General features: G+C 60.4%; 19 protein-coding genes. 6 read left to right on the top strand and 13 right to left on the bottom strand.

Annotated features, from left to right (window positions below):
• Position 1 precedes the first annotated feature (1 nt).
• On the top strand, positions 2 to 1,306 hold the full coding sequence (gene pepQ / locus FEU76_RS11430; RefSeq protein ID WP_144983127.1) for a Xaa-Pro dipeptidase: 1,305 nt from the start codon (positions 2 to 4) through the stop codon (positions 1,304 to 1,306).
• Positions 1,307 to 1,387: 81 nt separating this feature from the next.
• Here the strand turns inward: pepQ and FEU76_RS11425 are convergent, their stop codons facing one another.
• The 5 genes from FEU76_RS11425 to FEU76_RS11405 form a co-directional block, all read right to left on the bottom strand.
• On the bottom strand, positions 1,388 to 1,999 hold the full coding sequence (locus tag FEU76_RS11425) for an OmpW/AlkL family protein (RefSeq protein ID WP_096922812.1): 612 nt from the start codon (positions 1,997 to 1,999) through the stop codon (positions 1,388 to 1,390).
• Positions 2,000 to 2,585: 586 nt separating this feature from the next.
• Positions 2,586 to 4,253: a diguanylate cyclase gene (locus tag FEU76_RS11420; protein ID WP_039179703.1), complete on the bottom strand. Its 1,668-nt coding sequence runs from the start codon at positions 4,251 to 4,253 to the stop codon at positions 2,586 to 2,588.
• Positions 4,240 to 4,632: a response regulator gene (locus tag FEU76_RS11415; protein WP_039179979.1), complete on the bottom strand. Its 393-nt coding sequence runs from the start codon at positions 4,630 to 4,632 to the stop codon at positions 4,240 to 4,242. Before FEU76_RS11415 ends, FEU76_RS11420 begins: the two co-directional genes overlap by 14 nt.
• Before the next feature lie 2 nt (positions 4,633 to 4,634).
• Positions 4,635 to 7,817, bottom strand: a complete 3,183-nt coding sequence (locus FEU76_RS11410) for a response regulator (RefSeq protein ID WP_144983125.1) — start codon at positions 7,815 to 7,817, stop codon at positions 4,635 to 4,637.
• Positions 7,804 to 9,537, bottom strand: coding sequence for an ATP-binding protein (locus FEU76_RS11405; protein ID WP_144983122.1), 1,734 nt, complete (start codon positions 9,535 to 9,537; stop codon positions 7,804 to 7,806). Before FEU76_RS11405 ends, FEU76_RS11410 begins: the two co-directional genes overlap by 14 nt.
• Positions 9,538 to 9,722: 185 nt before the next feature.
• Here FEU76_RS11405 and FEU76_RS11400 point away from each other — a divergent pair, with 185 nt between their 5' ends.
• A complete protein-coding gene (locus tag FEU76_RS11400; protein ID WP_144983119.1) occupies positions 9,723 to 10,487 on the top strand; it encodes an SDR family oxidoreductase in 765 nt (254 codons plus the stop codon).
• Between the two features lie 62 nt (positions 10,488 to 10,549).
• Here the strand turns inward: FEU76_RS11400 and FEU76_RS11395 are convergent, their stop codons facing one another.
• Entirely contained in the window at positions 10,550 to 11,614 is a 1,065-nt protein-coding gene (locus FEU76_RS11395; protein ID WP_313955442.1) for a 2,3-butanediol dehydrogenase, read from the bottom strand.
• Between the two features lie 15 nt (positions 11,615 to 11,629).
• Complete coding sequence (locus FEU76_RS11390) at positions 11,630 to 13,444, bottom strand: NAD(P)/FAD-dependent oxidoreductase (protein ID WP_144983116.1); 1,815 nt, start codon at positions 13,442 to 13,444, stop codon at positions 11,630 to 11,632.
• A gap of 288 nt (positions 13,445 to 13,732) precedes the next feature.
• Between FEU76_RS11390 and FEU76_RS11385 the strand changes: the two genes are divergently transcribed.
• From FEU76_RS11385 to FEU76_RS11375, 3 genes are all read left to right on the top strand, one after another.
• Positions 13,733 to 15,706 carry a sigma-54-dependent Fis family transcriptional regulator gene (locus FEU76_RS11385; RefSeq protein WP_144983113.1) on the top strand — a complete coding sequence of 658 codons (1,974 nt, stop codon included), beginning with the start codon at positions 13,733 to 13,735 and terminating at the stop codon, positions 15,704 to 15,706.
• 82 nt (positions 15,707 to 15,788) lie between these two features.
• Complete coding sequence (locus FEU76_RS11380) at positions 15,789 to 16,643, top strand: AAA family ATPase (protein ID WP_039179688.1); 855 nt, start codon at positions 15,789 to 15,791, stop codon at positions 16,641 to 16,643.
• A 3-nt stretch (positions 16,644 to 16,646) separates the two neighbouring features.
• Positions 16,647 to 17,825: a vWA domain-containing protein gene (locus FEU76_RS11375; RefSeq protein ID WP_081138895.1), complete on the top strand. Its 1,179-nt coding sequence runs from the start codon at positions 16,647 to 16,649 to the stop codon at positions 17,823 to 17,825.
• A gap of 159 nt (positions 17,826 to 17,984) precedes the next feature.
• On the opposite strand, the gene FEU76_RS11370 is transcribed toward FEU76_RS11375, so the two are convergent.
• From FEU76_RS11370 to FEU76_RS11350, 5 genes are all read right to left on the bottom strand, one after another.
• Complete coding sequence (locus tag FEU76_RS11370) at positions 17,985 to 18,512, bottom strand: cytochrome b (protein ID WP_144983110.1); 528 nt, start codon at positions 18,510 to 18,512, stop codon at positions 17,985 to 17,987.
• Between the two features lie 122 nt (positions 18,513 to 18,634).
• Positions 18,635 to 19,195 carry a hypothetical protein gene (locus FEU76_RS11365; RefSeq protein WP_081192865.1) on the bottom strand — a complete coding sequence of 187 codons (561 nt, stop codon included), beginning with the start codon at positions 19,193 to 19,195 and terminating at the stop codon, positions 18,635 to 18,637.
• A 159-nt stretch (positions 19,196 to 19,354) separates the two neighbouring features.
• Positions 19,355 to 21,298, bottom strand: a complete 1,944-nt coding sequence (locus tag FEU76_RS11360; RefSeq protein ID WP_144983107.1) for a tripartite tricarboxylate transporter permease — start codon at positions 21,296 to 21,298, stop codon at positions 19,355 to 19,357.
• Positions 21,299 to 21,381: 83 nt separating this feature from the next.
• Positions 21,382 to 22,512, bottom strand: a complete 1,131-nt coding sequence (locus FEU76_RS11355) for a Bug family tripartite tricarboxylate transporter substrate binding protein (protein WP_144983104.1) — start codon at positions 22,510 to 22,512, stop codon at positions 21,382 to 21,384.
• Positions 22,513 to 22,564: 52 nt separating this feature from the next.
• The gene (locus FEU76_RS11350; RefSeq protein WP_084123794.1) at positions 22,565 to 23,677 is read right to left on the bottom strand and encodes a 4-oxalomesaconate tautomerase; all 1,113 of its coding nucleotides are present in this window, start codon (positions 23,675 to 23,677) and stop codon (positions 22,565 to 22,567) included.
• Between the two features lie 171 nt (positions 23,678 to 23,848).
• Between FEU76_RS11350 and FEU76_RS11345 the strand changes: the two genes are divergently transcribed.
• Entirely contained in the window at positions 23,849 to 24,754 is a 906-nt protein-coding gene (locus FEU76_RS11345; RefSeq protein ID WP_026001725.1) for a LysR family transcriptional regulator, read from the top strand.
• Here the strand turns inward: FEU76_RS11345 and FEU76_RS11340 are convergent.
• On the bottom strand, positions 24,747 to 26,210 hold the full coding sequence (locus tag FEU76_RS11340; protein ID WP_144983102.1) for a cobyric acid synthase: 1,464 nt from the start codon (positions 26,208 to 26,210) through the stop codon (positions 24,747 to 24,749). The two genes, FEU76_RS11345 and FEU76_RS11340, sit on opposite strands and share 8 nt — an antisense overlap.
• Positions 26,211 to 26,254: the final 44 nt, after the last annotated feature.

The raw sequence follows: 26,254 nt of genomic DNA, 5'->3' as shown, positions 1-26,254 counted from the left end.
CATGTCTGCATCACTGAACGCACTACAGCGTGAGCATATCGCGCATCTTTGCCAGGCTTATAGCCAGTTGCTTGAGCACCATCGGCTGGATTGCCTGGCCATTTACAGCGGCCACGCCCGCTACCATTTCGCCGATGATCACACCACGACCTTTCAGGCCTACGGGCATTTCACCCACTGGGTAGGGTTGGCCGATGTTCAGCACAGCTGGATCGTGGTGCAGCCCGGTCAGCGGCCTCAGCTCTATATCTACGCGCCAGCCGATTTCTGGCACTTGCCCACCCAACTGCCGGAAGAGCCGTGGGTAGCCGAATTCGACGTGCATTTGTGCAGCGACAAGATCACCCCGCCGCTAGCGGGCAACGCAGCCGTGATTGGCGATATCGAGACCCTGGAGAGCGTTTCAGTGCTCGCCAACACCGCCAAGCTGCACCCCAACGCCCTCGTCCGTGCGCTGGACGAACTGCGCATGTACAAGACCGCCTATGAGATTGCCTGCCTGAGGGAAGCCAATCACCTGGCCGTTGCCGGGCATCAGGCCGCCAAGGCCGCTTTTGTGGGCGCCGCCAGCGAGCTGGATATCCAGTTGGCATATTTGCAAGCCAGCCGTCAGCGCGAGTCGGACGTGCCGTACCAGAACATCATCGGGCTCAATCAGCACGCTGGCGTACTGCATTATCAGCGTTATGACCTGAGCGCCCCCAGCCAGCGCCACAGCTTGTTGGTGGATGCCGGGCGGCGCTTTCGCGGTTACGCGGCAGACATCACCCGCACCCACGCAGGCCCCGACGCTCCGGCCGCCTTTGGCGAGCTGATCACTGCCCTGCACCACCTGAAAGATCAATTGATTCAGCACGCCGCGCCCGGCGTGGAGTTCGTGTCGCTCCACGAGCAGATGCACCGCTATCTGGCCGAAATTCTGGTGCAGCACGGGCTGTACGAAGGCAGCGCGGAAAGCGCCATCGAGCTGGGCGTGACCCGAGCCTTCTGCCCGCATGGTCTGGGCCACTCGCTGGGCATCCAGGTGCATGACGTGGCGGGGCTGATGCACCCCGATGGCACGCCAGCGCCGCCGCCACCGCAACATCCGGCGCTACGCCTGACGCGCACGCTGCGCCCCGGCATGGTAGTCACCATCGAACCCGGGCTTTACTTCATTCCCATGCTGCTGGCACCGCTGCGCCAGCAGGGAATTGCCGTCAACTGGGCCACGGTGGACGCTTTGGCCGCCTGCGGCGGTATCCGCATCGAAGACAACATCGTGATCACGGAAAGCGGCTGCGACAACCTGACACAAACACATTAGTGCCAGGTAAAAAAACGCCCGGTTCCAATGAAGGAACCGGGCGTACCTTGGCGATTAACCGTCAGACTTAAAACGATAGGCTTAGAAACGGTAGGTAATACCACCGCCTACAGTGACAGGCTCGATGTCCACTTCACCTACACGGCCAGCGCCATCCAGGTTGATGTCGGAGTTGACGTCGGCGTAGCTCACATAGCCGTTCAGCATGATGTTTTCGGTGACGGCCAAATCAAGACCTGCCTGACCGATGACACCATAGCTGCTTTCCACGCTCAGACCTTCCGGCTCACCCGAGAAGCGGGTGTAGTTCAGGCCCACGCCCACGTAGGGCTGTACACGAGAGTCCAGACCACCCATCGGGTAGTAGTTGACCAGCAGGTTGACCGGCAGGCGATCGACGCTGCCTGCATCGCCACCCGGGCGCGTGTTCAGGTCATGCTCGAATTTTTCGGAGCTGTTCAGCTCCATACCGATTTTGTCGGTGAACAGGTAACCCGCACCGAAGGTGAAACCACGGGCACTTTGCACGTTCAGGTCTGCATCACCCACGTTGCCGTTACCGGAACCAGTATCTGTTTGGGCAACACCGCCACGGACGAACACATCACCCGCTTCGTAGGCCATGGCAGCTTGGCTGGCCATGAACGCGCTGGCAGAAACAACGGCGGCAGTCATCAGTTTTAGCTTGCTCATCAGGGTATCCTCTTGCGTCTTCCTTGGGGGTAAGTGCCGGAACACACCAGCTATCCTATACAACATATACTATACGAACACTGTTTCCAAATTTCCTGTGAAATTTTATTATAGGTTTTTGGTCTCTGATAGCTTTTTTTAAAGAGGCGTACCATCAGGCACGCAGGTGACCCCACGATGGGTATCTGGGCAAGTTGCCCCGATACCTCCCAGTGGCTAAACGACAGCGTGGCAAAACAACAGGGTGGCTAAACCACAGGCATAAAAAAAGTCCCCCGAAGGGGACCCAGGTGGAGCACGCCAGCTCACTCGTTGTACCGTGCGACAGGTCGCATCGGCATGGCAAAGAAGGGAGAGCTTCGATAATCCGCGGGTCAGGCTAACGGTGAAGACTCTATTCATTTGCCGCTTGCCTAATATATAGCGAGCAACGTGCCAATATTTTATAAAAACATTAAAAACAACATCTTATAAAAATTCCCACCTATTTCTCGTATCATCCTCAGCGCCAGGAAGCGCGGATCGCACCAATGGTGCGCAGGAACTCAGGCCTATGCTTCATAACGACGCTTGGCCCCACCCGGTATCAGCTGCACACCTGATTGCGCCCGCCGCGTTTGGCGCGATAGAGCGCCTCGTCGGCCAGCACCAGTAACCGCTCCCTGTCACTCTCCGCCACGTCCAGGCTGCACACCATGCCGGCCGAGAGCGTACATGCAAACTCTTGCCCGCCCTGACTGAAACGCAGGCGCGAAAAGTACTCGCGGACATCCTCAAGACGTTTACGGCCATCCTCGGCACTGCAATGGGGCAGCACCAGCAAGAACTCTTCCCCTCCGTAGCGGCCAATCATGTCGGTTTGCCGCAAGCGCTGACGCAGCAGAGTGGCGACCGAGGCAATCACCACATCGCCAGTGGCATGCCCGCGAGTATCATTGACCGATTTGAAGTGGTCGATATCGACCATGGCCACCACCACGGAGTACGCCTGCCGATAGCTGCGAGCGATTTCATTGATCGCCGCACTCTTGATGCTGGCATGCTTCAACAGTCCCGTCAGGCTGTCTTTGTTCAACAAGGCCGACAGCGTACGCGAACGCGCCACGCGAACCCGAATCGAAGCCACCAGCTGCGCGGCCTGAATAGGCTTGGTCAGGAAGTCGTCTGCCCCATGGCTCAACGCATCCACCTGCTTGCCAAGGTCGGTTTCTGCCGACAGGAAAACGATGGGCAGACTGCTCCACTCATCGTACTGCCGCACCACCGATGCCAGGTCCGGGCCATCGTAGTCAGGCATGTGCACATCCATCAGCAGCAGCTCGGGACGGAACGAGTGCAGCTGATCCAGGATATGGCGTGGATTGTCGAGGATTCGTACTTCCATGCCTGCGGCTTCCAGCACCAATTGGTAATACGCTGCCAGCTGCTGGTCATCATCCACCACCAGAATGCGGGCAGGCGGGGACTGGCGTTCTTGCAGCAACTGCTCCAGCCGGTTGACCAACTGCGGGATATTGACCGGCTTCAGAAAGTAACCACAGGCATTGAGCTGAGCGGCACGCATACGCGCATCGAAGGTGTCACTGTCGCTGATGAACAACACGGGGCACGACAACGCCTGCAAGGGTGCCAATTGTCCGTCGTTGGTCATGGCATCTGCGATCACCATATCCGGAGTGCCCGTCGCCATCTCCTTGCAGGCATCCATGACATCGGTGAACAACCGCACCGAATAGCTGAAGTTGATCAACTGCTCTTGAATCCGCCGCCCCAGCTCACGATCCTCTTCGATCAACCAGATGGTGGCCGTGGCACTGGCTTTTCCGGCGCTGACATCGACCGCCATCGCGGGCTGAGAGCTGGGCATCAGCTCCATTTTCATGGAGTGGAGCTGGTTGTTGACCACATCGATCAGCGGCAAATCCAGCGGCTGATCGCTCTCTTCCAACCAGCGTTTGAGGCCGGCTTCCAAGGTTCGCGCCTGCTGGCCGATCCCGTCAAACCCAAAGGTACCCGCCGAGCCTGCCAGCTTGTGCAAACGGCGATAGACGTTTTCCAGCACCTCTTCGTGCACGGCCCGCAGGTCGGCGTCGTTGGTCACCATGCCAGGGGTGAGCAGTTGCTGGCGAACCTCCTGATGCAGCGCGCCCATGGCGTTACACAGCGACGTCAGTTCGGCTTTCAAGCTGTGCTGATAATTTTGCCGTAACAGGGCCAGCTTCTGCTCCAGCGATTGGGGATCACTTTTTACCACGCGCTTGCTCCCAGAGAGAACGCACCTGGGGTGCCAACGTCATCGGGTCGAAGGGCTTGGCGATCACGCTTTCTGCCCCCAAGGCAATGAGCTGCTCGACTTCGTGCGGTTGCACTTTGGCCGTCATGAAAGCGACCGGCACGTTCGCCAGTGCCGGACGTTGCCGCAGCGCGGCCAGGGTGGATGGCCCATCCATGCCAGGCATCATCACATCCAGCAGGATCATATCGGGCGCGAACGCTTCGGCCTCGGCCAGCGCCTGCTCGCCCGACGAGCACACCTTTACCGTCAGCCCCCCCACGACTTCCAGCGCCAGCTGTGCCACCGTCTGAATATCGGGGTCATCCTCGACATATAAAACCCGTTCTAGAACACTCATTCCTAACCTTCCATCAGAGCCAGCTGCGTACGTTGTCTAACGGCCTCGAGCAGTTGCTCGGGGCTGATACGCGATTTTAGAAATACCGCCTCGACCCGGTGTTGATCTGCCTCACTGATCGACTGTCCGGATAAAATAATGATGCTCGCCTCCGGCTGCTCCTCACGAATCTGCACCAGCAGTTCCCACCCATCGCCATCGGGCAACCCGATATCCAGGATCACGGCATCGTAGCGACGCTGGCTCAGCGCCCGGCGGGCCATGGCCACATCGATCGCATGCTCACAATCCGCATGAGGGCTCAACATCGTATTGATGACCGCATGGAGGTCCGAGTCGTCTTCGATATGCAACAGAGAAAGACGTGCTGGCTGAGCATTCATCTTTTCACTCAGCAAGGCCAAGAGATGCTGCGCTTGAATGGGCTTGGCCAGCCAGGCGATATCGTCAAGATAGCCCTCCAGCGCCACCTGGCCGCGCTCTACCGTACCCGTCACCACCAGTACCGGCGTATGCTGTGTAGCACGCTGATCGCGTAGCGCATGAATGACCTCAAAACCGCTCATGTCCGGCAGGCCAATATCCACCGTCACTGCGTCATACCGATGACGCGCCAATTTTGCCAGCGCAGAAGCGCCGTCATAGGCCAGATCGACCCGATAGCCTGCCTCGGTCAACGTCTCCTTGAGCACGCGGGCAACGGAAGGGTCGTCCTCGATCACCAGCAGATTGGCACTGGTATCGGGCTCGCCGCCCTGGCCCACGCCTTCAGAGGGATGCAGCGGGAGCGTGAACCAGAAGCAGCTGCCCTGCCCCTCCCGGGATGAGAAACCGATCTCACCCTCCATGTGCTCTACCAGCTCGCGGGTAATGGCAAGCCCAAGGCCCGTCCCGCCTTTGGCTCGGGAGTCGGAGGCGTCTACTTGAGCAAACTTGCTGAAAATCTGCGCCTTGAAATTCTCTGGAATGCCCGGCCCCTGATCCATCACGCTGACACGGACTCTGTCCGCCTGCTTTTCCACCACGATACGGACCTCTCCGCCTTCGGGAGAAAACTTCACGGCGTTCGACATCAGGTTGGCCAACACTTGCTGCAACCGCTGGCCATCCACGCGCACTTGGCCCTCAGGGTAGGGGTTTTCCAAGGTCAGCGAGACATTGCGCTCGTGGCGATAATGGCGATTCTCTTCGATGGCGCTCTCCAGCAGTCGGTGCAGCGGCTGCCATTGCATATCGAAGGCCAGCTTGCCTGCGGCAATTTTTTCGATGTCCAGCAGGTCATTGATCAGGTGGGTCAGACGCTGGCTGTTCTTGTGGGCAATGGTGACCATTTTCATGACCGTTTCCGGCACGCTACCCAGAGCCCCGGCCGTCACCATGCCCAAGGCGCCTGAAATCGAGGTCAGCGGTGTACGCAGTTCATGGCTCACCGTGGAAATGAATTCGTTCTTCATCTGTTCGATGCGCTTGGATTCGGAAATGTCTTCGGCAATGCCGAGGAACCCCGTAATCCCCCCTTGCGGGTCACGTATGGCAGTGACCACCAGCTTCACCGGCAGGCGGTCACCCGAGCGGGTGATGTACAGCCACTCCTTGCCGTCGCGCTTGTCCATGGCAGCGCGGTGCGTAAACACATCAAAGGGTGCCAGTGAAATACCCAGGCTGTGACTGAGTTCTTGCAGGCGCTGCTCTACCTCGTCGGCATCATGAAACAGCAGCGGCGTGTGCAGCCCGACCACCTCACTGGCGGTATAGCCCAGCATGTCCTCGGCGCCACGATTGAACAACTTGATCATGCCCTGGGTATCCGTGGCGATGATCGCAAAATCGGCAGCGGAGTCCAGCACCGAACTCAGCATGCCATTGCTGCTTGCCAGCGCTTTCGTGCGCTGTTCCACTTCGACTTCCAGATGACTTTGCGTATGGCGCAGGCGTTTGAAGGCAGCACTCAACTCCTGGCTCATTTCACCCAACAGCTTCGAGAGGGTATCGAACTCGTCGATACGGCTTTGAGGCAGCGTCGGCAAGTTGCCGCTGGCAATGGAGGCGCTGAGTGTCTTGCCAGCCCTGGCCAAATGCAGCAAGGGCTGACTGATCAGTCGGCTGAGCAGCTCGGCCAATACGACCCCTATCGCAATGACCGCTCCCAGCATCATGAACAGCACGATACGGTAAGCCTCCATGGCACGCACCGTCGGCAGTGCCGGGGTTTCGAGTACCAGCCGGTCTACGCCCGCGATGCCCTCCACAGACGTACTCAGGGTGTAGCTGCCTTGTGAAAACCGCAGCGCAGGGGTTTCCATCCTGCCTGGCAGCCACATGGAAATACGCTCGTTCACGGGGCGCAGCTCATCGCCCGGCTGAAGGTTCAGCGAATTCAACGTACCGACCTGCCCCAGCACACGGCCGTCTGCATCCAGCGCGCCAATATTCACGTCATTGGAGCCACGCACCCGGCCAATGTGATACACGATGCGCAGCGCGGCATCGGGTTCGGCCAATCTATCTTCGAGTTCGATGGCATAGGAGGTCAGGGTCCGCTCCACAAACCTCTCTTGGCCTTGACGCATGGCATACCCTTCGTAGAGTACCAGCGGAATGCCCGTCAACAGGGTGACCGATAGCAGCGCGCAGAACAGCAGATGGCGCAGCGACAGCAGTGGCGCGGCCGTAGGCAGCCAAGGTCGCCGAGACAAGCCACACAGCACCAGAATCACGCTGGCGATGACGGTATTCAGCACGCCATTGATGGCCTGTTTCAAATAGACCAGCTGCGTCAGTTCCTGAGACCAGCCCAACAGGAAGGGGAAAAAGATGAAGTCGATGGGGGCCGCCACCACAGTCCAGAAGATGAGGCTCGCGATGATCAGGTTTTTGACGACGTAACGATAAAGCAGTGACACCACGACGGCTTCGAGGATGAAAATCGCTACCGTGACCGGATTTTCCCAGAAGACGTAGGTATAAGCCCCCGCCAGAGTGCCAATCAGGATAGCAGGCCAAGCGCCCAACCAGGCAATGGCCAACATGACGGCCACCGACCCGAACACGAAATATACGTTGAACAGCACCGACAGTTGCAGCATGTTGCCAATGATGCCCGCCATCAGAAGTGCCGCTAACAGTCCCAAACCTGCATTACGAGAAACACCGCTCGACCAGCTTAACTGATTAGTGAAGTGCACGATCTTGTTCCTCTACCCAAGGAAACGTGACATGAAACGTACTGCCCTGCCCCTGTTGAGAGGTGAAGCCAATACTGCCTCCCATGTGCTCGGTGATCGCCTTGCAAATTGAAAGTCCCAATCCCGTTCCTCCCTTCACGCGTCGGTCACTAGAATCTGCCTGGGAGAATTTTTGAAATACCCGAGGCTTGAACTCGTCCGGAATGCCACATCCTGTATCCCGGACATTGATTCGCACGTTTTTATCATGCTCCTCACAAAATATAGTGACGCGCCCCCCAGATAAAGAAAATTTAGCAGCATTGGAGAGTAAATTCGCCATGACCTGCTGAAACCGTAGAGTGTCCACATGGATCCAGCGCTCCTGCTCCAGGGGCTTCAATACAAAGGTCACATCATGTTCGGTGGCATAGGGCTGGTTCTCCTGAACGGCCGCGTTCAGCAGTGCCCCCAAGGGTTGCGGGTGACAAACGAAGTGCAGTTTACCTGCCAGCAGTTTCTCGATATCCAGCAGATCATTGACCAAACGTGCCAGGCGCTCGCCGTTTTTCAACGCCAAGGCCAGCATCTGCTGTGTGTGCTGGGGCACCGCACCCGTGGCGCCCGCCATGACCAGCTTGATGCTGCCGGTCATGGCCGTCAGCGGCGTACGCAGCTCGTGGCTCACGGTAGAGACGAATTCGTTTTTCATGGCATCGACACGCTGGCGGTCCAGGGTGGCCCCGACCCAGCGGCTGAGCAGTTTCAGGAACAGCTCGTCACTCTTGGCAAATGCCTGCGCCCGCGGCGCTGCCGATGAAAAACTGATGGTGCCGAAAGTCTGATCCCCCAGGCTAATGGCACTACCAATGTAGGCTTCCAGGCCAAACGCGCTATAGCAAGGGTGGTGCCGAGCGTTACCTTCACTGGCGTGTTCGAAGGCCAGCACGCCCGGCTGCTGTAGCGTCATGTCACAGTAGGTATTGGCCAGCGGCAGGCATTGGCCAGCGTTCAGCGGTACGTCAAGAGGCGCCTGCACCGCCACGACCTCGAACACGCCCTGCTCGACGCGGCTGACGATACCGATCTGCATCCCCAGGTAATCGCACCCCAACGTTAGGCTGGCATTGAGCTGTTCTGAAATGCTCAGGGCAGACGATGTGCTGATTTCGTTCAAGGCGGTCAGGGCGCTGACCAAGCGCCGCTGCTGCTGTTCGGCCTGTTGAAGCCGCTCACGGGCGCGCCGAATGGCGGCCAGTTCCTGCTCCAAGGCAGTGCGATTGATTTCTTCTTCGACACACGCCGCCAAATCGAGCAGTGCCTGACGTTCGGAGAGGGACAAATGGCGAGGTTCAGGGTGAATGATGCACAACGTACCCACGCGAAAGCCGTCTGACGTCGTCAGTGGCATACCGGCATAGAAACGTATTCCACCTCGCGTGGTCACCAGCACGTTCTGGCGAAAACGTGGATCCAGGCTGGCGTCTTCGACTTCGAAGATGCCATCGGTTTGAATGGCATGAGCGCAGAAAGACTCTTCTCGACAAGTCTGCGTCAACCCGAACCCCTGACGGGACTTGAACCACTGCCGCTCCTCATCCACCAGAGAAACCAGCGCGATATCGACCCCAAATAGCTGAACGGCGAGCCGTGTAAAGCGATCGAAGCGCTCTTCGGGTGGCGTATCCAATAGCGCCAGATCATGCAGTGCCTGAAGCCGCGCCTGTTCACTCTCCACCATGGTCAACCTCTCAATTGGCTTTCACACACCCTTGACCCGACGCTTACGGAGCGTTTGATATCCTTCAACATGTTTAACTCTATGCATTAAAGTAGGTGCTGTCTTTAGCTGTGTAGATATTTTACATTTGGCTCCGCGAACGCACGTTTCCCCTATTCACTTGGCCTTCAGGCGGTAAAATTGTCATGGTGCAGCGTAAAGCAGTGTATGTGACGGGCGGTGCCCAGGGGATTGGTCTGGGCATTGCGAATGAACTCCTCTCCAACGGCCACCAGGTGGCCATCGTCGACATCGATGCAGAAGCGCTGCGCGCTGCGGCGCAGCGACTGAAACAGTACGACCAGCTACTGGTTCTGGAAGCTGACGTCAGCCAAGAGGGACACATTGCCCGCACGCTCGAACGTACCGTGCAACACTTTGGCAGGCTGGATGGCATCGTCCATAACGCGGGCATCGCCGACCCGTTTCATGGCACGATCGAACAGCTGCCACTGGAAACCTGGCAAGCCTACTTGAATACCAACCTCACCGGCGCGTTCCTGTGCGCCAAGCATGGGGCGGCGCATTTGCGGCCCCATGGAGGCAGTATCGTGCTGATGGCCTCGTCCCGGGCCCTGCAATCCGAGCCCGACACCGAAGCGTATGCGGCCAGCAAAGGCGGCATCGTGGCCCTCACCCATGCCCTTGCCGTGAGCCTTGGCCCGGACATTCGCGTCAACGCCATCAGCCCAGGCTGGATAGAAGTGGGCGACTGGCAAAAGCCCAGCCGCCAGCAGCCGGTGGAGCACCGCGCCATCGATCGTGACCAGCATCCGGTGGGACGCGTGGGCACGCCCCAAGACATCGCTGCCCTGACGCACTTTCTGCTGTCCGACGAGGCCGGGTTCATCACCGGTCAGAACATCGTGGCCGACGGCGGCATGACCCGCAAAATGATCTACGCCGAGTAGTCAAACCCTCATACCAAAAAAGGCCATCCGAAGATGGCCTTTGCGGGTGATGAAAGGCGGCCCTAGGGCGTGACGATGATTTTCACCTGCGCCTTGTCGCTCAACAGCGCCTCGAAGCCCTCTTCGACGATGTTGGCCAGAGGAATACGCTGGGTGACCATGTCTTCGGCCCGGAAGTAGCCTCGCTGCATCAACGCCATCACCGCCGGATAGACATGCCGATAGGCAATGATGCCTTTCATGGTGCGCTCCTTGATGACCAGGTCATTGGGCTGGAAGCTGGCGTCCCCCTCCCAAATGCTCACCACCACTACTTCGCCGCCTTCGTGGGTACTGTGCAGCGCCTGGTTGAGCACGGCGGGAATGCCGGTGACTTCGAACGCCACATCGACCCCACCCTTACTCAATGCGTGCAGCTTCTCCACGGCGTCTTCTTGCTGTGGGTCGACCACGATGGCCCCCAACGCTTCGGCTTTCGCTTTGCGGGATGGCGCGACTTCTATCGCGTAGATCTGCGCAGCCCCAGCGGCCTTGAGGGCCTCGATGGTCATCAGGCCAATCGGCCCGGCGCCGAACACCGCAGCACTATCCCCAGCCTTCAGGCAGCTCTGGCGCACCGCATGCAGCGCCACGGCGGCGGGCTCTACCAGGGCCCCCTGCTCGAAGCTCAGGTCATCCGGCAGTTTGTGCACCATGTGCTCGCCCATGACGGTGAACTCGGAAAAGCCACCGCCGCCACCGGAAAGGCCGTGGAAGCCGAGCAGCGGCGTCAGGTTGTAGCGCTCCATCTGGTAAGCGCCATCCTTGTTGGGCGAAAGAATAGGCTCGATGGCGACGCGATCCCCCACCTTCACGCGGGTGACTTTTTCACCGACCTCCACCACTTCCCCCGCAAACTCATGGCCCATGATGATCGGCGCCTGTTCGCCGCTGATGGGGTGCGGCTTGCCCACCGGGATGAAAATCGGCCCGGCGGCGTATTCATGCAAATCGCTGCCGCAAATCCCACAGACGGCCACTTTCACCTTCACCGAGTGAGGGTCGTTAATGGTAGGCACAGGCACCTGCTCCACGCGAAGATCCCTGGCCGCATACCATACCGCTGCTTGCATATTGGTTTGACTCATGACTAGCCCTTCCTATCAAGACACATGATGTACCGGCTGAAGCCCGTACACGGGGGTTTCCAGGCCTTCCATACGCGCTTTCAACTGCAGCGCCAGGTAGTGCGAGTAGTGCCGGGACTGATGCAGGTTGCCACCGTGGAACCACAACGCCTCTTGCTGAGTGGGCTTCCACATGTTGCGCAGCTCGCCTTCCCAGGGGCCGGGGTCCTTGGTGGTGTCGGAGCCCAGCCCCCAGCACTTGCCCACCTTGTCTGCCACCTCCTGGGAGATGAGCCGTGCAGCCCAGCCATTCATCGAGCCATAGCCCGTGGCGTATACGATGAGGTCCGCCGGCAGTTCGCTGCCATCGGTCAAGGTAATGGAGCGAGGATTGATGCGCTCGATGCCGACGCCGCTGCGTAGTTTGATATCGCCGTTGGCGACCAGATCACAGGCCCCCACATCGATGTAGTAGCCCGAGCCACGACGCAGGTACTTCAGGAACAGGCCTGAGTCGTCGTCACCGAAATCGAGCAGAAAGCCTGCGTCTTCCAGCTTCTGATAAAACGCCGCATCACGCTGCTTGATGGCGGCAAAGGCGGGCCGCTGGAAATCGGGCAGCACCTTGTAGGGAATCGACGCAAACAGCAGGTCGGCCTTGTCATGGGTCAGGCCACCCGCCACCGCATTTTCCGAATAGAGCGGCCCCAGCACCTCTTCCATCAACGAATCCGACTTGACGATATGCGTCGAAGAGCGCTGAAGCATGGTGACATCGGCATCGTGTTCCCAGAGGGCCGCCGCAATGTCGTGGGCCGAGTTGTTCGACCCCACGATCACGCACTTTTTACCGGCGTAGGCGTCTGGCCCCGGATGCTGGCTGGAGTGCTGCTGATCGCCTTCGAAACACTCCGCGCCCGGAAATTTGGGGATGTTGGGCATGCCCGACATGCCGGTGGCCATCACCAGCTGTTTCGGACGTAGCGTTATCTGCTCACCGTTACGCTTGACGTTCACCACCCACTCGCCTGCGGCTTCATCGAAGCGTGCATTGTCGCAGGTGGTGGAACTCCAATAGTTGAGCTCCATCACTTTTGTGTACATTTCCAGCCAGTCGCCCACTTTGTCTTTCGGGGCAAACACCGGCCAGTTGTCGGGAAACGGAATATAGGGCAGGTGGTCGTACCACACCGGGTCATGCAGGCAGAGGGATTTATAGCGCTTGCGCCAGGAGTCCCCCGCGCGTTCGTTACGCTCGATGATGAGGGTAGGCACGCCCATCTGCTTTAGCCGCGCCCCCAGGCCAATGCCGCCTTGTCCTCCTCCGATGATCACGCAGTAGGGCTGGCGCGTGTAACCCAGCTCAGCCTCTTCACGCTCGCGGGCTTCCAGCCAGGTTTCGCGCTGTTTGTTGGCGCCATGCTCGGCACCTTTGGGGCGATGGTGGTTACGCGGTTCGGGAAAATCATCCAGCGCCTGCAGGGTGGTGAGCAGCGTCCAACACTTGCCGTTCTTCAACCGCAGGTAGCCTTTGCCGCTGGCAATGGCCGTTTTAAACGTGAACCACGCCTCCACGGTATCGCCGTTCTCACTGGCGTCGCCGTCTATCTGCCACTGGCCAGGCAGGGTATTCGCCAGGGTGGCCTCCAGCATCGCCTGAATCTCCTGTTTGCCTTCGCAGGTTTTGAGATTCCAGGTAAAGGATAAAAAGTCGCGCCAATAGCACTCGTCGTTGAACAGCGTTAATACGCGCTGAACATCCTGCGCCTGCAGCGCGTCATCCAGGGCCTGCAGCCATGCCTGAACGGAGGTGGTGGCGTTAGAGGGTGTACTTGCCTCGGTGTGAGTCATCGCGGGTACTCCAGGGTCGTTGTTATTGTTGAACTGTCGATAAGACACCCAACCCTAAGCACCCGCCGTGCCAAACGCTCAAAACCGGTAATAAATGACTGAAAAACATCATCAATCAAGCATCTTCGAAGCGCTATAAAACCGTGCCAACCGCGTACAGCTGTCACGCCTTGTGTACGCGCCACGTTACAGGTGTAACGCGCGACTAACGGCGTAATACGCCCTCGTTGACACCCACCACAAAGCGCATAGGCTGGAGACACAACAAGAATTTTGTGTGGATACGCCATGCCAACGCCATCACTGCCACCGACCCGCCTGGCCCCGATGCAGCGCCAGCACATCGAACACATCTTTCAGCTCGGCGAAGGGCTGGATGTGCCCCAGCTACCGGCGCAGGCCACTATCCGCCGCTCCTGGCTGCGCTGCTTGAACGAGTATCGGCTCGACCCCACGCAGCCCCGCCCTGCCCGAGTGGTGCCCCAGCAAACACTGCTCGAGCATCGCGAATCCGTCGATGAACTGCTGCACGTTGCCCGAGCCGGGGTCGACCAGCTCTACGGACAAATCGCCCAGCTCGGCTACGTGCTGCTGCTCACCGACCACCGGGGCATTACCGTCGAGTTTCGCGGCAACCCAAGCCAGGACCAGCAGCTACGCAAGGCGGGCCTCTATCTGGGTGCCGACTGGGACGAGCGCTTCGCGGGCACCTGTGCGGTGGGCACCTGCCTGCACGACCGCCAGGCGATCATTTGCCACCGTCAGGAGCACTTCGACGCCACGCATATTTCCCTCACCTGCACCGCTGCCCCCATCGCCGACCCGCAGGGCAACGTCATGGCCGTGCTGGACATTTCAGCGCTCCACTCCCCGGCCCAGCATGAAAGCCAGAACTTCAGCCTCTCGCTGGTCACCCTTTACGCCCGCATGATCGAAGATGCCTACTTCTTGCAGCGCTACCGCGACTGCCTGATGGTGCGCCTGGATACCTCGCGAGAATTCGTGCATGTCAACGGGCGCGGTCTCATCGCCATGGAAGAGAACGGGCAAGTGATTGCCGCCAATGCCGTGGGCCGCGAGCTGATCAGTGCGCACCAGCGCCGCTGGCCGCCCTGGTCAAGCCATCACGCCCCCATGCTGGGTGAGCTGTTCGAGTGCGACATGGCCGACGTACTGAGCATCAATGGCGCCAGCGACGACCAACTGCGAGCGTTTCGTGCCCGTGCCAGCAATACCATCTATTTTCTCAGCCTGCTGGAGCCAAAACGGCCCCGCCGAGAGGCAGCAGAGCGTTCCCAGACTCCCTTGGCCGCGCCGTTGGCACGGCTGGGTGGCGACGACCCCGCCATGCGCAAAGTCCAGAAGCTCGCCGATAGGTTGCGCAATGAGGTCAGCGTCAACGTGTTGATCACCGGCGAAACAGGCACCGGCAAGGAAGTCGTGGCGAGAGCCCTGCACGACAGCGGCCACCGGGCCAACGGCCCCTTCGTGGCGGTGAACTGTGCGGCCATTCCCGAAGCTCTGATCGAAAGCGAGCTGTTTGGCTACGAACCCGGCGCCTTTACCGGCAGCCGGGCCAAAGGCATGCGCGGGCTGATCCCCCAGGCCCATGGCGGCACTCTGTTTCTGGATGAGATCGGCGACATGCCGCTGGCCCTGCAAACCCGCCTGCTGCGCGTACTGGCCGAGCGCGAAGTGATGCCGCTGGGGGCGAACAAACCCGAAAAAGTCGATATTCGGGTCATTTCCGCCACCCACCGCCATATTGACGCCATGATTGCCCAGGGCGAGTTCCGCGAAGACCTGTATTACCGTCTGAACGGCGCCCAACTCAGTCTGCCTGCCCTGCGTGAGCGAGCCGACCGGCTCTTCGTGATTCGTCAGGTGTTCGATGAGGTCGTCAACGAGCGCCAAGGCGCACATACGCCCCGCCTGAGAGCCGATGCCATCAGCGCTCTGCTGGCCTACACCTGGCCTGGCAACATACGTCAGCTCAAGAATGCCCTGGCATTTGCACTGGCCACTGCCGAAAGCGACGAGATTACCGTGCATGACCTGCCGGAGCAGTGCCTGGGCGCACGCATCACCCGCCGTCGTCTCGACCAGACCCAGCAGGCCAGCCCACAGCACCACCCGCTGGCCGAACTGCTCCACCAGCACCAGTGGAATGTCAGTGCCGTGGCTCGCCATCTGGACGTGTCACGCCCTACCGTGTACCGCCAGATGCATCGTCTTGGGCTGGTACCGCCCAACAAGGCCTGAACCGTGGGCGCTTGGCCGGGAGGGCCAGCCTCACGTACACTTGTTTGAATCTGATCACGCTTTCGACAAGCCGAGGCCCAGCATGGCGTTTGACTCTACCTCTTCGTATATCGCAACCGATGCACTCAAGCAGGCGGTGAATGCCGCCGTGGTACTCCAGCGCCCGCTGCTCATCAAGGGCGAGCCGGGCACCGGCAAGACGCTGCTGGCCGAAGAGCTGGCGGCTTCGCTGGGCACTCGGCTGATCACCTGGCATATCAAGTCCAGCACCAAGGCAGCCCAGGGGCTCTACGAATACGATGCGGTGAGCCGCCTGCGCGACTCGCAGCTCGGCGTGGAAGGCGTCGAGAACGTCGGCAACTACATCAAGCCCGGCAAGCTCTGGGAAGCCTTCACCGCTGGTGAGCGTGTCGTGCTGTTGATCGACGAAATCGACAAGGCAGACATCGAATTCCCCAATGACCTGCTCCAGGAGCTGGATCGCATGGAGTTTCACGTTTATGAAACCGGCGAGACCATCCGTGCCGAGCAGCGTCCGATCATCGTCATCACCTCCAACAATGAAAAAGAGCTGCCGGACGCCTTCCTGCGCCGCTGCTTCTTCCACTACATCGAGTTCCCCGACCGCGAGACCATGCAGGCCATCGTCGACGTTCACTTTCCCGACATCGCCCCCAGGCTCGCCAGCGAGGCGCTGGAGGTCTTTTTCGACCTGCGCAGCGCTCCAGGGCTGAAAAAGAAGCCTTCCACTTCCGAGCTGGTCGATTGGCTCAAGCTGCTGATGGCCGACGAGCTGGCTCAGGAAGCGCTGTATCATCGCGACCCCGCCAAGGCGCTACCGCCCATGGCCGGCGCGCTGGTCAAGAACGAGCAGGACACCCACCTGCTGGAACGCCTGGCGTTCATGATGCGTCGCCAGAAGAACAGCGGGCGCTAAGCCATGTTCATCGGCTTGTTCGAGACCCTCAAACGCGCAGGCGTACCCGTTTCACTGCGGGAGCTTTTGGACCTTCACGCGGTGGTGGAGCGCGGCGTGGTGTTTGCCGATATGGAGGCGTTCTATCAGGTCGCGCGCACGGTCATGGTGAAGGATGAGCGCCACTTCGACCGCTTCGATCGCGCCTTTGCCGCCTGGTTCAAGGGCATCGAGGACATGGACGCCGCCATCGAAGCGCTGATTCCCGACGAGTGGCTGCGCCGCGAATTCGAGAAACAGCTCACCGATGAAGAGAAAGCCAGGATCGAGTCGCTGGGCGGGTTGGAAGAGCTCATCGAGACCTTCAAGAAGCGCCTGGAAGAGCAGAAAGAGCGCCACGCGGGGGGCAACAAGTGGATTGGCACCGGCGGCACCAGCCCCTTTGGGGCCTACGGCTACAACCCGGAAGGCATTCGAATTGGGCAAGATGGTTCCCGCCACCGCCGCGCCACCAAGGTGTGGGACGAGCGACGCTTTCGCGATTACGACGACTCTCTGGAGCTGGGCACCCGCAACATCAAAATGGCCCTGCGACGGCTGCGCAAATTCGCCCGCCAGGGCGCTCGGGACGAGTTCGATGTGGACGGCACCATTCGCGAAACCGCCCGCGATGCCGGGCTGCTCAATATCCAGATGCGCCCGGAGCGCCACAATGCGGTCAAGGTGCTGCTGTTTCTGGACGTGGGCGGCTCCATGGACGACCACATCCGGGTATGCGAAGAGCTCTTTTCTGCGGCACGCTCCGAGTTCAAGCACCTGGAGCACTACTACTTCCATAACTGCCTCTACGAAGGCGTCTGGAAAAACAACCTGCGCCGTGGCAACGAGCGTATCCCTACCATGGACGTACTGCACACCTACGGCGCGGACTATCAGGTGGTCATCGTCGGCGACGCCGCCATGTCGCCTTACGAGGTCACCCACCGTGGCGGTAGCGTGGAGCACTTCAACGACGAAGCGGGCGGAGTGTGGCTCAAACGGCTGGCCGATAAATTCCCCCGGTTGGCGTGGCTGAACCCCATGCCACCCCGCGCCTGGGAGTACACCTACTCGACCACCCTGATCCGCGAGCTGATCGACGACCGCATGTACCCCATGACCCTGGAGGGGCTGGAAAACGCCATGCGTGACCTGGCCAAGTAGCGGGCGTCTCTTCGCCGCGACTGTTCACCAAAACTCTCCGTCATAACTATTCACCAAAACTATCTGCCACAACTATTCACCACAACTGCAGCGCACAAAAAACGGCGTGCCCAGGAGGCACGCCGTTTTTATGGACGCCATGTTGAACGGGCGCGCAGGCTATGCCATGCGGGTCATCAGGCTGTGGCCCGTCAAGCGGCGGTGCAGCACCGCCATGCCGATATGGCCCAGCACCAGTACCAGCAGCGCCCAGCCAAGCTCACCGTGCAGCAAGCCGCCCAGGTTGATCATCCACTCCACGCGCTCACCGCCTCCCGACATCAGCGGCACGCCGAATACCTCCAGCGGCCGCCCAGAGCCGTACTGACGAATCAGCGCAATGGTGGGTACCGCGATCATCACGCCATAGAGCGCCAGATGGCCCAGCTTGGCCATGACGCTCACGGCAGGCGGGCGGCGCGAGGCATTGGCCAACGCCCAGAGCGCCCGCATTACCACCAGCGTCATCAGCAGCACGCCAACGTCTCGATGAGTGCCCCACAAGAAGCTTTCAATGGCCGTATCTTCCAGCAGCACCCGAGCCCCAGCGCCACTGAATTGCCAAACGAACAGCAGTGCCATACCCCAGTGCAACGCACGACTCACCAGGCCGTAACGAGACGTCGAATCCATGATCGCAAGCGCCATGATGCAAATTCCTCTTAACCATCACTATTGAGGAAGCCATTTTACCCTGAACTTGACGACGCTTCGTGACAACAACGTGCAAACAGGTTCTCAAACATGGAACACGCCGTTCCACCTGAAGGCTACAAAGACGTCGGGAACTGATTCAAGCCCGCCAGGAAGGCTTCCTTGGCCTGGCCGAAAGCGGCCGCGTCGTGCTTGAAACGACGCAGAATCAACGCCTCGTCCAGCTCCAGGGTGGGCGCCAGCTCATCCACATGGCTGGCAGGATGGCGCGCCACGAGCCCAACGCGCTGGCCCTGCGCCGTGGTCCACCAGCGCTTGAACCCGCACTGCTGGTAGAACGCCTCTTCCTGCTCACTGCTCACCTCGACACGTAGCGGCGCCTTCAGGCTCAGTTCGCTCAGCAGGCGGGCCTTGGCCCCTTCCACCAGCTCGCAGGCATGGGTGACGGTCATGCCCTGGCCTTTCTCGTCCAGCACCAGCAGCGCCAGGGCCAGCGGCTTGCCGTTGCCATCCACCCCCGCCAGCAAGCGCGCGCCTTCCTGGGCAAACAGCACGTTCCGGGTACCGGTGAAGACCACCAGCGGCGTCAACCCTGCCGCCTGGCCATAGACATCGGCACACAATCTGGCCAAACACGCATCCCGCTGGGCACGTTCACTTACATGGACTACCTTCATGACGCCCTCTCGTTGCGTTCGTTGACTCTATCGTTCTGGCCACATTCTACAGAAAGGCGCCAGAAAGGCGCCAGAAAGGCAGAGCCCAAAGGCAGGCCGCGTAAAAGAGAAACACCAAAAGCCACCGCGTGGCTTTTGGTGCAACGAAGGCCGAGCAGGCTACAGGAATGCCAACATCCCGGTGGGATAGTTCAAGGTCAGCAGATTGGCCATGCCGACCAGGAACAGCGTGACCCCGGCTGCCAGCCCCACCGCCGCCACGGGCTTCATTCTTGCCACCGACAGCAAAAACCCAAGGCAGAACAGGCTGGCCATGACCAGAAAGCCGAATAGCATCACCCCACCGATCAGGCCAAAGAAGCCGAGAATCCACACCAACTGCTGGCGTAACGGCTGGTGCTGCCAGCGCATGGGCTTGATAACCGTTCTGACGATTTCCAGCAGGCACGCGGCCACGATGACCGCAATGGCCAGCCGAGGCATGATCCCCCCCAGCAGGGAAAGGTCGGCAAATGCGAACCAGACATACCCGGCCGTGGCCAACAGGCCAGCCAACAGCACGATATCGATGACGCCCAGTGCCAACGGGGCCTCCTCTTCCTGATGGGCATAGGCTTCCGGCACGCTTGCCTCACGGCGCTTTTGCAAGTAGCGGCGTAGCGGGGGCAGCAGTAACGAGGCGGCAATCAGCGCACCAATGATGATCACTCCAGGGCGCATGAAGGCATCGACGCCCTGGAACTGCGCGGCCTGATAAAAATAGGCCTCGGCCCCCGGCGCCAGCACGAACCCGATCAGAAACGCAGGGCGTGACCAGTTGGCCTGTTTGAACAGCACGCCAAGCGCACCAATCATGCCCAGGGCAAACAGGTCGCCCAGAGAGCGGGTGGCCTGGTATGCCGCAAACAGAATCAGAATGGTGATCAGCGGCGCCAGAATCACGAAGGGCACGCGGGTCAAACTCGCCACGGGACGTGCCAGACCCAGACAGAACGCGGCCCCCAGAATGTTGGCCAAGGCCAAGGACCAGATGATGGTATAGGTCAGGTCCAGATTGGTCTCCAGCATGCTGACGCCCGGCTGCAGACCGAGCAGCAGCAGCCCGCCCAAAAATACCGCCGCCGTACCCGACCCCGGGATCCCGAACAGCAGCGTGGGCACCATGGCCCCGCACGCGGTCGCGTTGTTGGCCGATTCCGGCGCAATGACACCGCGAATGTCGCCCTTGCCAAACTGCGACTTGTCCTTGGCGCTCTGTACCGCATGGCCATAGGTCAGCCAGTCCACCACCGAACCTGCCAACCCCGGAATGGTGCCCATAAGGCTGCCGATACCCGCACAACGGGCCACCAGCCCCGGCCGTTTGGCCACATCCATGACGCCCTCTTTCCACCCTTTGCCAAGCTGGTATGGCTGCTCGGCAATGGCCCCGCGCTTGACCAGCAGGTCGATGATTTCAGGCAGTGCAAAGATCCCCAGACCCACCACGACCAGCGGCAGGCCGTCATACAGATAGTCGATGTCCAGCGGCAGGCGGAATTCGCCCGTGGCCGGGGCCATGCCGATGGTGCCTACCAGCAACCCCACCCCGCAGGCCGCCAGCCCCTTGAACACGTCACGCCCGGACAGTACGGCCACCATGGAGAGCCCCAGCAGGGTCAACATGAAGAGTTCGGACGATGAAAACGACAGCACCACGGGCCTTGCCACCAGAATGAAGGCCGTCAGCACCATGGCACCGATCAAACCGCCAATCATGGAAGACAAAAACGCGCTGGACAGCGCTCTCGCCGCCTGACCTTTCTTGGCCAGAGCAAAGCCATCCACCACGGTGGCCTGGGAAGCGCTGGAGCCCGGAATACCCAGCAGCACCGACGCGAAGGTATCCCCGGTAGGAATCACGGCCACCAGCCCCATCAGCATCCCCAACGCAACGGAGGGTTCCATGCCATAGAGAAAAGGCAGCAGCAGCGACATGCCGGCAATACCACCCAACCCCGGGATGATGCCGACCACGAGCCCGATCAGCACCCCAATGACCATGTACAGCATATGCGGGACAGTAAATAACTGCCCCAGGCTGGAAAACAGAACGTCTAACATAGCGTTGGCTCTTTGAAAGTGGAAAGTAAAGGAGCCTGAAAGCGCTGCTCAGGCAGCGCTTTCAAGGGTGTATTGAAAGGGGCTCAGATGCGCGCCCCGTGCTGCTCCAACAGCCATTCCACCAGCCACTCGCGCGTGGCATCTTCCAACGCCATGGCATCCTGCAAATGCTGCTCCACGACCTCGCCCACCACTTGGGTATAGGGGCCAAGCTGTGCGTCGGCAGCCTGTTTGAACTCGTCGGTATCGATGAAGCGGCGCACCGCTTCACGATACTCAGCCACCAGCGCTTCGGGGGTATCCTTGGGCACCACGATCATCTTTTGCAGCGTGAAGCCCGATGCGAAGAACTTGTGGAAGGCGTCACCGGCCAGTCCACCGGGCTGCTCTCCATGAGCGGCTTCATACACCTCATTGAACGTCGGCAGTTCAGGGAAAGCAGGGTCACGCACGATGTCGCCCTGCTCGTCCAGCACGCCCAGTGAGAACAGCGGCACGGCACGGCCACTCTCCACCAGCGGCGCTACGCTGCTGAAATAGGCCGATGTGGTCTGAAAATCGATATCCGCCTCGCCGCGCTCGAAGGCCAACCGCCCCTCTCCTCGGCTGCGCATGCCCGACACGGCTTGTACGTCCGCTCCCAGCATATCCAGCGCGATCAAGACCGGTAACTCCAGGCCCGTGTGGCTCTGCACCGCAAATTTCACCCGCTGCTCGCTCAAGGCATCGAGCACTTCTTCCGGGCTGCTGCCCAGGCTGGGCTGGGCGTACACCACGCCGCCGGTGGGCGAAGCCAGTATCGGCGTCCAGTCGTTGTAGTCATAGCGTACGCGACGGTCCTGAAGCATGGCGGGATACTGGGTAGACGCCGACGTGCCCAGCCACTGGCTGCCATCGGAAGGCGCACGCATGGCATACAGGTTGCTGCCGTTGATGGAGCCTCCGCCCGGCACGTTGTCGATGACCAGCGTCGGAGCCCCTTGAATGTGATCGGTCATCCAGGTGGTCAAAAAGCGGGCCCATACATCCGTCCCGCCCCCCACGCCAAAGGGAATCGTCCAGCGGATGGTATCGGGCACGGCCACCTCGTCGGCCTGGGCATTCAGGCTGACGGCTCCCAGTGCCGAGCACGCCAGCACCAGCAGCGCTTTGCGATAGACATGGCGAGAGGCAGAGATCACGCTAGCGCGTGGTGAGTGAGTAAGAACGTTCATGGCGCTACTCCTGTTATTGATTATTGTCGGTCAATGCATTTATCGCGGTGGTTTACGTAGCGGCTTCCAGCGACGGAGCCGCGGGGGCCGCATAAAAAATCTGCCCGCTCATGATCTTGCGTGCGGTCCGCATGAGCGAGACACGGGCAATGTCGAAGGGGTCGTCATTGCGGTACTCGGCGGTCAGCGCAATGGTGCCAGAGGGGTGCTCCAGCACCAGATGGCAAAGCAGTTCATCAGGCGTTACTCGCCCGACGTCGCGGGCCAGCAGGTTGGCCACCGAGCCGGGCACGTTGATGGCGGCCACCACGGCCATCGCCCCGGTCACGGCAATGGCCTTATGGCAACGATGGGGCACAAAATAACGCACATTCAAGGTGCTTGCCCCCGCCGCTGGCGCCGACACCAGCACCACCTTGGGCAGCACGCTTTCACGCACGTCCCCCAGCCCCATGCGCTTGCCCGCTTCACGGCGCAGCGCTTCCAGACGGTCAAGCAGGGGTTGATTGGCATCCAGCTCGGCGGGCGCTTCATGACCCGTCACGCCCAGCGACTCCGCGCGCAGCAGCATGATCGGCGTCGCCGCGTCGATGCAGCTCACCTCGACGCCCTCGATCATCTCGCTGGCGTGGCCAGTGGGCAGGAGCTGGCCCGTCTTGCTGCCCATGATATCCAGAAAGCTCAACTGGATGCCCGCCGCACTGCCGGGCACTCCGCTGATACACACATCGCCCTCGTACTGCACCTGCCTGGCCGGGGTAGGCACATGGCATTCGATCAACCGACGCGTGTTCAGGTTGTACACCTTGACGACCGTGACGCCATCTTGCGGCTCTACCAGGCCGGTCTCCAGCGCGTAGGGGCCAACGGCCGAGAGCATGTTGCCGCAGTTGGGGTTGAAGTCGACTCGTTTGTTGAGCACGTCCACCTGTGCGAACAGGTAATCGACGTCGGCTTCCGGGTGGGAAGAGCGTTCGACGATGGCGACCTTGCTGGTCAGCGGGTCTCCCCCGCCGATGCCATCGATTTGCAGCGCATGGCCAGACCCCATCAAGCTCAGCAGAATGTCGGCCTGCTGCCCTTGATCTGCGGGCAGGTCCTTCATTCGCAAGAAAGGGCCTCGTGAGGTGCCTCCCCGCATAACGACACATGGAATACTGTTCATGGGCTCCACCGTGATGATCTTGACCCGTCGTGTCGACTGGTCGTGTTGACTGATAGGCGGAGAATGTCAGGCAATTTTTAATGCCTCAAATGCAAATATCCATTTCTATAAATCCATTTCTTGCATTAATGTGTTTTGCTTATCAAACCAGCTTTTTTGCGCAACAATCCGATGCTCCATAGACTCGAATTTCTCGACCTTCAGGCGTTCATTCTGGTGGCGGAACTGGGCACGTTTCATGAGGCTGCCCAGCGTCTTCACCTATCCCAGCCCGCCCTCACTCGGCGCATCCAGAAACTGGAAGAACTCCTGGAAGTTGAACTACTTGAGCGCACCACACGGCGTACACGACTAACCCCCATCGGGGCCGATTTCCTGCCCCGCGCACGGCGCATGCTGGAAGAGTACGAGTCGTCGATTCTGGGTATCCGCGAGCTGGTGACCCACCAGAAAGGCACGGTGACCATTGCCTGCCTGCCCACGGCGGCCTTCTACTTTTTGCCTAGTGTGATTCGCGTGTTCAGCGAGGCCTGGCCAGGCATTCGGATTCGCATTCTGGACGTCAGCGCCAACGAAGGTCTGGAAAAGGTCATCAATGGAGAGGCCGACTTCGGGATCAACATGATCAGCGCGCAAAGCTCGGAAGTACGCTTCACCCCGCTGCTGCGTGACCCTTTCGTGCTGGCGCTGCGCTCTGATCACCCGCTGGCCAGCAAGCAGCAAATCGAGTGGAGCGACCTGGAAGATGTCCGCCTGATCACCGTCAGCCGGGACAGCGGCAACCGCACCCTGCTGGACAATGCCCTGTCGGCGGAAGGCGTGCACCTCAACAGCTTCTACGAGGTGCAACACCTTTCCACCTCGCTGGGGTTGGTGGAATCGGGGCTCGGCGTGGCCATCCTGCCGCGCATGACCATGCCCGGCCCCGACCACGATACGCTCTGCTCTCGGGCGCTACCGGAGCCGCGCATTCAGCGCTCGATCGGCCTGGTGCGCAGCAATTCCCACAGCCTATCCAGCACGGCGCAGCTGTTTATCGACCTGCTGCTGGAGCACTGGGGTAACGGCTCTACCTAGCGCCGCCTACGGGCGCCAGCAAAGCCAGTATTGCCTCGATATCCAGGTGCGCCTCCAGCGTATCGGCCAGGCGTTCCAGCGCCTGTTCACGGTGGGCGGTGTAATCGATGCGACTGGCGCTGGCCAGCCCCAAGCGTTCCAGCAAGGCCTGACAGGCATCGGGGTGGTCGAACAACCCGTGCAGGTAAGTCCCCAACACTTGCCCATCTTCGCTGATGGCCCCATCAAAATGGCCACCCAGGTCGAAGAGCGGGCGCTCCAGCGCCTTGCCCTCACTCACGCCGTGATGGATTTCGTAGCCGCTCACCGGCACCTGACTACCGGCCAGCACTCCATGCACGTTGCGCAGTTGCTTGGCCGGGGCCATGCGCGTCGAAAGCGCCAGCCAGCCCAGGCCCGCCACCCGCCCGGCGGCTCCCTCCAGCCCTTCGGGGTCGTCCACCCACTCCCCCAGCATCTGAAAACCGCCGCAAATGCCCAGCACCTTGCCCCCGTAACGCAAGTGCCTGGCGATGGCAGCCTCCCACCCTTGGCGCTTCAGCCAGGCCAGGTCGCTGGCGGTGCTTTTACTGCCCGGCAGGATGATCACGTCGGCTGCCGGTATCGGCTGGTCCGGTCCGATAAAGCTCAACGACACCTGCGGGTGCAGGCGCAAGGCATCGAAGTCGGTGTGATTACTGATGCGTGGCAAGGCAGGCACGATGACGTTCAGGGTGTCGCGCTGTTTTTCTGCCTGCACCGTGCCAATGCTGTCTTCGGCATCCAACAGCAATCCGGGCAGATAGGGCAACGTACCCAGTACCGGTTTGCGGGTGCGCGCCGTCAGCCACTCGAGCCCCGGCTCCAGCAGCCCGATATCGCCCCGAAAACGGTTGATGATGAACCCCTTGGTCCGCGCCTGCTCGCTGTCGCTCAGCAGCGCCAGGGTACCCACCAGTTGAGCAAACACCCCTCCACGGTCGATATCGCCCACCAGCAGTACCGGGCAATCCACGGCTTCGGCAAAGCCCATGTTGGCGATATCCCCCTTGCGCAGGTTGATTTCTGCCGGGCTCCCCGCCCCTTCGGCAATGATCACCTCATGGCGCTGGGACAACGCCTGCCAGGCGGCCATCACGCTCTCCTGGGCGGTACGTTTGAAGGCGTGATAATCCAGTGCATCCATATGGCCATGCACCTTGCCCCGCAGGATCACCTGGGCCCCCCGGTCCGTTTCCGGCTTGAGCAGCACTGGGTTCATGTCGCTGTGCGGCATCACCCCCGCCGCCTGGGCCTGAAGCGCAGTGGAGCGGCCAATCTCTCCGCCATCGATGGTCACGGCGCTGTTGAGCGCCATGTTCTGGGGCTTGAACGGAGCCACCGAGAACCCCCGGCGCTGCAAAACACGGCATAGCCCCGCCACCACGGTACTTTTGCCTGCATCCGAGGTGGTGCCTTGAATCATCAGTGTGGTCATGGAAACTCATTGCAGTGGGCCAAAGGACGGCTTGCATTAAATAG

Origin of the sequence: Halomonas sp. C22 (genome assembly GCF_007655045.1) — a bacterium.
Lineage (GTDB): Bacteria > Pseudomonadota > Gammaproteobacteria > Pseudomonadales > Halomonadaceae > Vreelandella > Vreelandella hamiltonii.
Note: the sequence above shows the minus strand (reverse complement) of the source record. Positions and strands in the feature narration are given on the sequence as shown.